Annotated in this window: 3 protein-coding genes and 1 pseudogene; 3 read left to right on the forward strand and 1 reads right to left on the reverse strand. The window is 59.1% G+C overall.

Translation table 11 applies throughout. The features are described 5' to 3' along the window. Nucleotides 1-37 precede the first annotated feature (37 nt). Together BLR80_RS10795 and BLR80_RS10800 are read left to right on the forward strand one after the other, a co-directional pair. Nucleotides 38-2,779 carry a PD-(D/E)XK nuclease family protein gene (locus BLR80_RS10795; protein WP_171906424.1) on the forward strand — a complete coding sequence of 914 codons (2,742 nt, stop codon included), beginning with the start codon at nt 38-40 and terminating at the stop codon, nt 2,777-2,779. Further along, nucleotides 2,776-5,922 (forward strand): UvrD-helicase domain-containing protein, encoded by a 3,147-nt coding sequence (locus BLR80_RS10800; RefSeq protein WP_092079916.1) that lies wholly within the window; start codon nt 2,776-2,778, stop codon nt 5,920-5,922. Before BLR80_RS10795 ends, BLR80_RS10800 begins: the two co-directional genes overlap by 4 nt. A 90-nt stretch (nt 5,923-6,012) precedes the next feature. Here the strand turns inward: BLR80_RS10800 and BLR80_RS10805 are convergent, their stop codons facing one another. Beyond that, nucleotides 6,013-6,711, reverse strand: a complete 699-nt coding sequence (locus BLR80_RS10805; RefSeq protein ID WP_092079919.1) for a hypothetical protein — start codon at nt 6,709-6,711, stop codon at nt 6,013-6,015. A 217-nt stretch (nt 6,712-6,928) separates the two neighbouring features. Between BLR80_RS10805 and BLR80_RS13415 the strand changes: the two are divergent. Then, nucleotides 6,929-7,165, forward strand: a pseudogene (locus BLR80_RS13415) (IS3 family transposase); the annotation flags it as partial.

The raw sequence follows: 7,165 nt of genomic DNA on the forward strand, positions 1-7,165 counted from the left end.
GCATTCTCTTTTATCCATCACTGCCATGGGAGCCGACATGCGCCTTAACCTTCGCTTTGGTCTTGATCTTGACGGCTACCGCCCCGCAGCGGCTGACGATTGTCATGGTCAGGTAAGCCTTGGTCCCTTGGGAATGCTGTCCCAGCTTGAAACACGCCTGGGTTTGAGCGTTCAGCAACCTGCCATCATGCGCCGTTTGACCGGCTATCTGCAGCTATTGCGGCAATGCGACAACGGTTCGCGTTTTTACTCAGCTTCGCTGCAGATCGATCCGTTGGCTTTGGCCCACAGCTTGCTCGACTGGCGCGATCGCTGGATCGAGGCCGGCTGGGACGGAACAGCTGACGCCGACAGTGCGCCGCGTCTGCGTGATCTGGCCGAGGTGGAACAAGCGCTGCGCCAATCAGGCCAGGTACCACCCGGCCCTGCGGATCGCTTGGCAGCCATAGCCGAACGCCTGGAAATGACATCCCTGTCACTTGATGTCGTTCTGGTTGATCCCCTGACGGAGTTTCCCCAGCTCTGGCAGCGGGTTCTGCAACAACTGGGAGCACGGCAGGAGCTGCCGGAGGAAAACTTTTGTCTGGCCAGACCCGACACGGATCTGGGCCGCCTGCAACGCGCCCTGCGCGACAAAGGCAGCTTCACTCCGGCCCACGACGGTAGCCTGCTTCTGCTGACCGCACCCGACGAGGGGTTACTCGCCCGCGCTCTTAGTCGCATTCAGCGAAGCGATTTGCCGGCCACATCCTGCTGCGCTGAGGCGCTGGCCACTCAGGTGGTCAGCGAACAGTCGCTGGCCACCATTGATCAGACACTGTGGCTCGAAGACAATCCGTTGACTGGCGCCAGTGACGCCAGCGCCTGGCGGCCACCGCTGCAGGTTCTGCCATTGGCCCTGAGTTTATTCTGGCAACCCCTTGATCCGCGTCGTCTGCTGGAATTTCTTGCCCACCCGATCTGCCCGGTTCCGGCACCGGCCCGCTATCGGCTGGCTGACGTGGTCGCACAGGCACCTGGTCTGGGAGGCGCCGCCTGGCGCAAGGCCATCAGCGAACTGGAAGAAAATCTGCAACAGCAGGCCAAGGATAGGCTGGCTGCCACAGCTGCTATCAAGAACCTGCGTCAACGTCTGGCGGATTGGCTTGACCTGCCGCGGTTTGATCCGGCAACCGGAGCACCACCGCAGCGGCTGGCTGAGCACTGCGCCCGTCTGGCCCGCTGGATGAGCCAGCGAGCACAGCTCGAAAATGTTTCACCTGGCCTGCGTACCCTGCTGTTGGCAGCTGCCAGCCAAGCCCGTGAAGCGCAGCAAGGTCTTGACGATCTGGCCCTGGGTCAGAGTTGTATCACAAGGGTACAGCTTGATCGCCTGCTGGAAGAGGTTACCGCCGCCGGAACACCCGTACCGGAGAGTCGCGCCGAACTCGGTGCCATTCCCAGCCTGCGCGCGCCTGGCGCCGCCATCGCCAATCAGCAGCGCCTGCTGTGGTGGGACTTTATTGAGCCATGGCTGCCTCAGCGACTGCCCTGGAGCCATCAGGAATTGACAGATCTTGCCCGGCAGGGAGCCCGGCTGCAAAGTCCCCGGCAGCAATATGAAAGCCTGTTGCGGCGCTGGCAGCGACCAATTCTGGCGGCCAGCGACCAGCTGGTGCTGCTGCGACCGCTCAGACAACGAGGCGAGGAGGTGCGTTTGCATCCCCTCGGCAATTTGCTGCAATCGCTCTGCGGTGACCGGCAGATACCGACTATCGATCTGTCCGCCGAACTGGCAGAAAACGAGATCAGCACCACCACACCGCTGCGCTTGCACCTGCAACTTGAGCCGCAGACACCGCGACCGCTGCCCGGATTGCGGCGTTGGTGGCAGCTTGATCAACCACAATGGCTGACCCGCCGCGAAACCGAATCCTTTTCCAGCCTGCAGGCGCTGCTTTTCAGTCCCTACCAGTGGGTACTCAACTACAAAGCGCGGCTGCGTACCAGCGGCCTCAACGATCTCGCCACCGGCAGCCGCCTTAAAGGCAACCTGTTTCATCATTTGATTGAAGCTTTGCTGACCGATCCACAGTTTGACTGGCTTCAGGCCACGGATCAGCAGATTGGGCAGGCCACCCGCCAGTGTTTTGAGCGACTGCTCGCCGAAGAAGCCGCCACTTTTTTACAACCGGGGCAACGGCGTGAGAAGCAATCGCTGGCCGACACCGCAATGCGTTCGGTCTGTCAGCTGATCCAGCAGCTACGCGCTGCCCAGGTCCGCCATGTTGAGATCGAAAAGCCGGTCCAGGGGCGATTTTCTGGTGGGGATCTGGCCGGTGCTATCGATTTACTGGTGACCAATGCAGACGGGGATGAAGCCGTTATTGACCTGAAATGGGGTGGTAGCAGATACCGCGCTACCGAGCTGCGCGCAAACCGCGCTTTGCAACTGGCACTTTACGCCTGGCTGCGCCGACAGCAGCAACGCTGGCCGGCCCAAGCCTTCTTTATCCTGGAGGAGGGCTGTCTGCTGGCGCACAACGCGCATTATTTCCCGCGCGCTCGCGTCTGCCCACCACTGGAGGACAACGCCACCACTGCTGGGCTGTGGCAACAGTTCGAGGCGGCCTACCAGTGGCGTCGGGCCCAACTTGATGCCGGCCAGATTGAGGTAACAGTCACAGGCACCCTGCCAGACGAGCAGTCAAAAACACCGGAAAAGGCCCTGACGATTCCTGAAACCAGTGACCGATTCAATGACTATGCCTGCCTGACAGGCTGGGAGGAACAGGCATGAGTTCATCATTGACCCTGATCAGTGCCGGTGCCGGCAGCGGCAAAACCTATCACATCACCCACCTGCTCAAGGATGAACTGGCCAGCGGGCGCATCCGGCCTCAGGCAGTTATCGCTACCACCTTTACCCGTAAGGCCGCCAGCGAGCTTATCGAACGGGTACGCTCGACCCTGGCTGAACAGGGTCATTTTGATCTGACTGCTGAACTGTGCCAGTCACTGATCGGCACCGTCAACAGCGTCTGCGGCCAGTTGCTCAGCCGCTATGCTCTGCATGCCGGGCTGTCTCCTCGTCTGCGGGTTCTTGATGAACAGGCCAGCCTTCTGCTGTTTCGCCAGGCCCTTGACGGTGCCATGAGCGACGACCAGATCGACCGGCTTAATCGCCTGAGCGAACGACTGGGCATCGAAGACTGGCGTCGCGAAGTGCAGACTCTGGTGAACCTGGCCCGCAGTAACGCCATCGACCCTACCCGCCTGGCAGGTTTCGCCAAGGCCAACGCCGAAGCCCTGCTGGCGTTTTTTCCGCCACAAACCGGCCAGGATCTGACAGCGCAATTACTTGATGCGGTTCAGCAGGGTATTCACGGCATTTCCGGCAACGAAGATAGCACCAAAACGACGGCGGATTATCTGGATCTTCTCCAGAAGGTGCTGCCACGTTTGAGCGCCGGCCATCTCCCCTGGTCTGAATGGGTCAAACTGAGTAAGGAAAAGGCTGCCAAACGCAGCGAACCGCTGGCTCAAGCCGTCCGCGATGTCGCCATCCAGTTCGACACCCATCCGCAACTGCAGGAGGAGCTGCGGCAGTATTTGCAGGAGGTGTTTGCCACAGCCTGCGAGGCTTTGACCATCTACCAAGAGGATAAAAACCAGCGGGGTCTGATCGACTTTGTCGATCAGGAACACAGGGTGCTGCATCTGCTTGATCTGCCGGAAGTGGCTGAAGATCTGCGTCAGGAGATGGATCTGTTGCTGGTGGACGAGTTTCAGGATACCAGTCCGTTGCAACTGGCGATTTTTCTGAAGCTGATGAGGCTGGTGAAAAAAACCGTCTGGGTCGGAGACGTCAAACAGGCCATTTACGGCTTTCGTGGTTGCGATCCGGAACTGATGAAGGCCGTGGTGGCCAATCTGCGCCAGATGGGTGGTCGACTGGATATTCTGCCGTATTCCTACCGCTCGCAACCCGGGCTGGTCAAACTGACCAACGCACTGTTCGTTCCTGCTTTTAGTGACATTCTCAAAGCCGAAGAGGTTGCTCTGCAACCTTCGCGGCCGGAAATGGACGCTCTGGCGGCGGTGGAGTTCTGGTCGCTGCCGGGCCGCAATGTGAATCTGCAGGCGCAAGCTCTGGCCGGCGAAATCGCCCGCCTGCTGGAGCATCGGCCCCAGGTGAGCGACAAGAAAACTGGCCAGTTGCGGCCGTTGCAGCCGGGGGATATCGCCATTCTCTGCCGGACCAACGACAATGTTCAGGTGCAGGCCGAAGCCCTGCAGCAAACGGGGATTCCGGTCAGCATCGGCCGGCCGGGGCTGCTGGCCACACCGGAGACCCGGCTGAGCCTGGCCTGTTTGCGACGGCTTCACAGCCCCGCTGACAGTCTGGCCAGCGCAGAAATCCTGCTACTGTGCCGGCCACAGCCTATTGAGCAAATTCTGCAGGATCGCATGCAGTGGCTCGCCAGTGAAGAGCCCGCCAGAAATTGGAAAACTACCGGCAACCAATCTGATCCGATTCTGGCAGAACTGCAGGCACAGCACCACCAGTTGGAGGTGCTGGCACCAGCCGAAGCCCTGGATCTGGCCATCGGCATCGGCGATGTGGAACAACAGTGCCACGCCTGGGGGCCAACCCCGCAGAGAGCACGGCAGCGCCTGGCCAATCTGGAGCAGTTACGGGTTCTGGCGTGTCAGTATCAGGATTTCTGTGGCCAAAGTGGTCTGGCGGCAACCGTTGCTGGCCTGCTGCTATGGCTGGAGCAACTGGCCCAGGCCCAGCAGGACTGCTGCGCCAGCGATGCCGGCACGGAAAGCGTCGCGGTTCTGACTCATCATGGCGCCAAGGGACTGGAGTGGCCGCTGGTGATTCTGTGCGATCTGCATCACCTATTTGATGGTGGAGCCTGGGAGATGCGCGCGCTGTCAAATGGAGCGCAGCTTGATCTGCACGATCCTTTAGCTGAGCGCTTCCTGCATTTTTGGCCCTGGCCCTTTGGCCGCCAGAAAAAAGGCATTGCCATCGCCGATCGTGTCGCAGCCAGTTCTGTCGCGCTGCAGGCCCAGACGCGCCAGCAAGCTGAAGCCTTGCGGTTGCTCTATGTCAGCATGACCAGAGCACGCGATCAGCTGATCCTGGCCCTGCCGCAAAAGCATTCCTCCTACGCTTGGCTTGATCTACTCCAAGCCGATTGGCTCAGGCCTGCCGATCCGGCCTTGACTTTGCCCAACGGTGAGAGCGTCCCAGCATCTGTGCGACAGTGCGCACCACAGGAGGACGTCAGACCAGCAGAACAGCAACGCCTCAGCCTGCCTTGGTTCGCCGGCCGCGTTCCCCATCGACCACGGCCAGCGCGTGACCTATCGCCCAGCGCCTTACCGGTTCCAGCCGGGGCGCGTATCGGCCGGATACTGCCATTAGGCAAGCGGCTGGCCATCAATGGCCAACCGGAGATGGATCAGCTGGGCACCTTGCTGCACAATCTGATCACCGCCGAATTCAGCAGCCCTGGAAATGGGACAGAAGCAAGGCATATTGAACAGGCGCTGGTGCGCAATCAGTTGCGCGGTGTCATCGCCAGTACCGATGCGATCCACATCCCTCAACGTCTGCGTGACTTTCTTAAACAGCAGTTCAGCGCAACCGCCTTTTATCCGGAATGGCCTATCAGGTACACGTTGCCTTCAGGGCAGCAGCTCAGTGGCTGGATTGATCTACTGGTCGACACACCAAACGGCTGGCTGATTATTGACCACAAATCTTTTCCTGGCGCTCAATCTGACTGGCAACAACAAGCCTTGAAATATGCTGGCCAGCTGGTCGGCTATCGCCAGGCCATGTTGGCCAGCAGTCAACGACCGGTATGTGGTTGCTGGATTCATTTCTGTATCGGTGCGGGGATGGTGGAGGTGCTTAGCGATTGATCCCGGCAGCAGTGGTGATTCTGCTTTCAAGCTTCTTTCAAGCCCCCGGCTTCGGCTGGCCAACAAAAAGCGCTGCAAAGGTGTTGAGCGTCAGAGTGGAGACTGTGCGTTAATCGTATCGCTTAAAATCTCACCGGTCTCAATGCTTCGCAACCGGGGGATGATACCGCTATGGCTGGCGATAACGCTGTGGCCGGTTGATGCTGAGGCACTGACGGTCACTGGAACAATCTCGACTTCGGTCAGACGCTCCCCTGTAACCGCATAGGCGCGCGCCTGATCGAATGTGGCATAGAAGACGTAACCGATAATTTTACCGAAAGACATGATATCCTCACGCTGGGCGTAGTCTTCACGAATCTGCCGGGCAATAAACAGATCCTGAGCCCCATCGGAGGCTTTGCGTAAAAACGCGAATTTGCCGACACACAACAGGCGTGAGAGACCAACGAAGGCCACCGAGGTAATGGAGTTCGGACGCTGCCGAGCTGGGACACGCAGAAGTGTCGGCTCAAAGGTAAAACGCAGATAGTCTTCATGGTTTTCGAATGAACGTTCACCTGTCACCGTCTCATGATCCAGTTCCAGGCGCGCGCAGATACGCCGCAACAAGACAGTATTTCTCCCTGAGCAATACAGATTTGTGAGATCCCGCCGGCCTTGCTCAATGTGGAGATAGCCGAGTTTACGGATCAGATCGTCTTCGCTTAAGTTATGCTGTACGAGCGCCGTTTCGATAAGGTTGCGCACCAAACTGGGATTAACATTCTTGACCTTGGCGTAATACATCGCTCCTACCTCCCGTGATTTTATCGCAATGGATTGTTTCATCGGAGCTTACCCAGCAGAAGCGACAAGAGATGTCGCTTACCCGCGCTATTGCGCTTAATCTTTATGTCCTGACCTTCAGCACAAATGGCGTGTCAAGAAAAAACGGTTTCCGCTCGCCCGACGAATTCGTCAGGCGGCGTAAGCAAAACTTGTGTCCAAGGAGCCAGTGCCGCTACACCGCAAGATCTGGGGAAGGCTACGTTATGGTGATGGCCTGCGCGTGACACGCAAACGGGTTCTTCGCCTCATGCGCGAGAATCATCTGCTCTCTCCACATCGGGGCCGGCCCAAGGCAGCCAAGGCGCACGAGGGCAAGATCATTACTCTGGCTCCCAACCTGATGTGGGGCACCGATGGCACCCGCGTCTTCACGCTTGACGAGGGCTGGGTCTGGATCTTTACCGCCGTGGAG

The sequence above is a fragment of the Desulfuromonas thiophila genome (genome assembly GCF_900101955.1).
Lineage (GTDB): Bacteria > Desulfobacterota > Desulfuromonadia > Desulfuromonadales > Desulfuromonadaceae > Pseudodesulfuromonas > Pseudodesulfuromonas thiophila.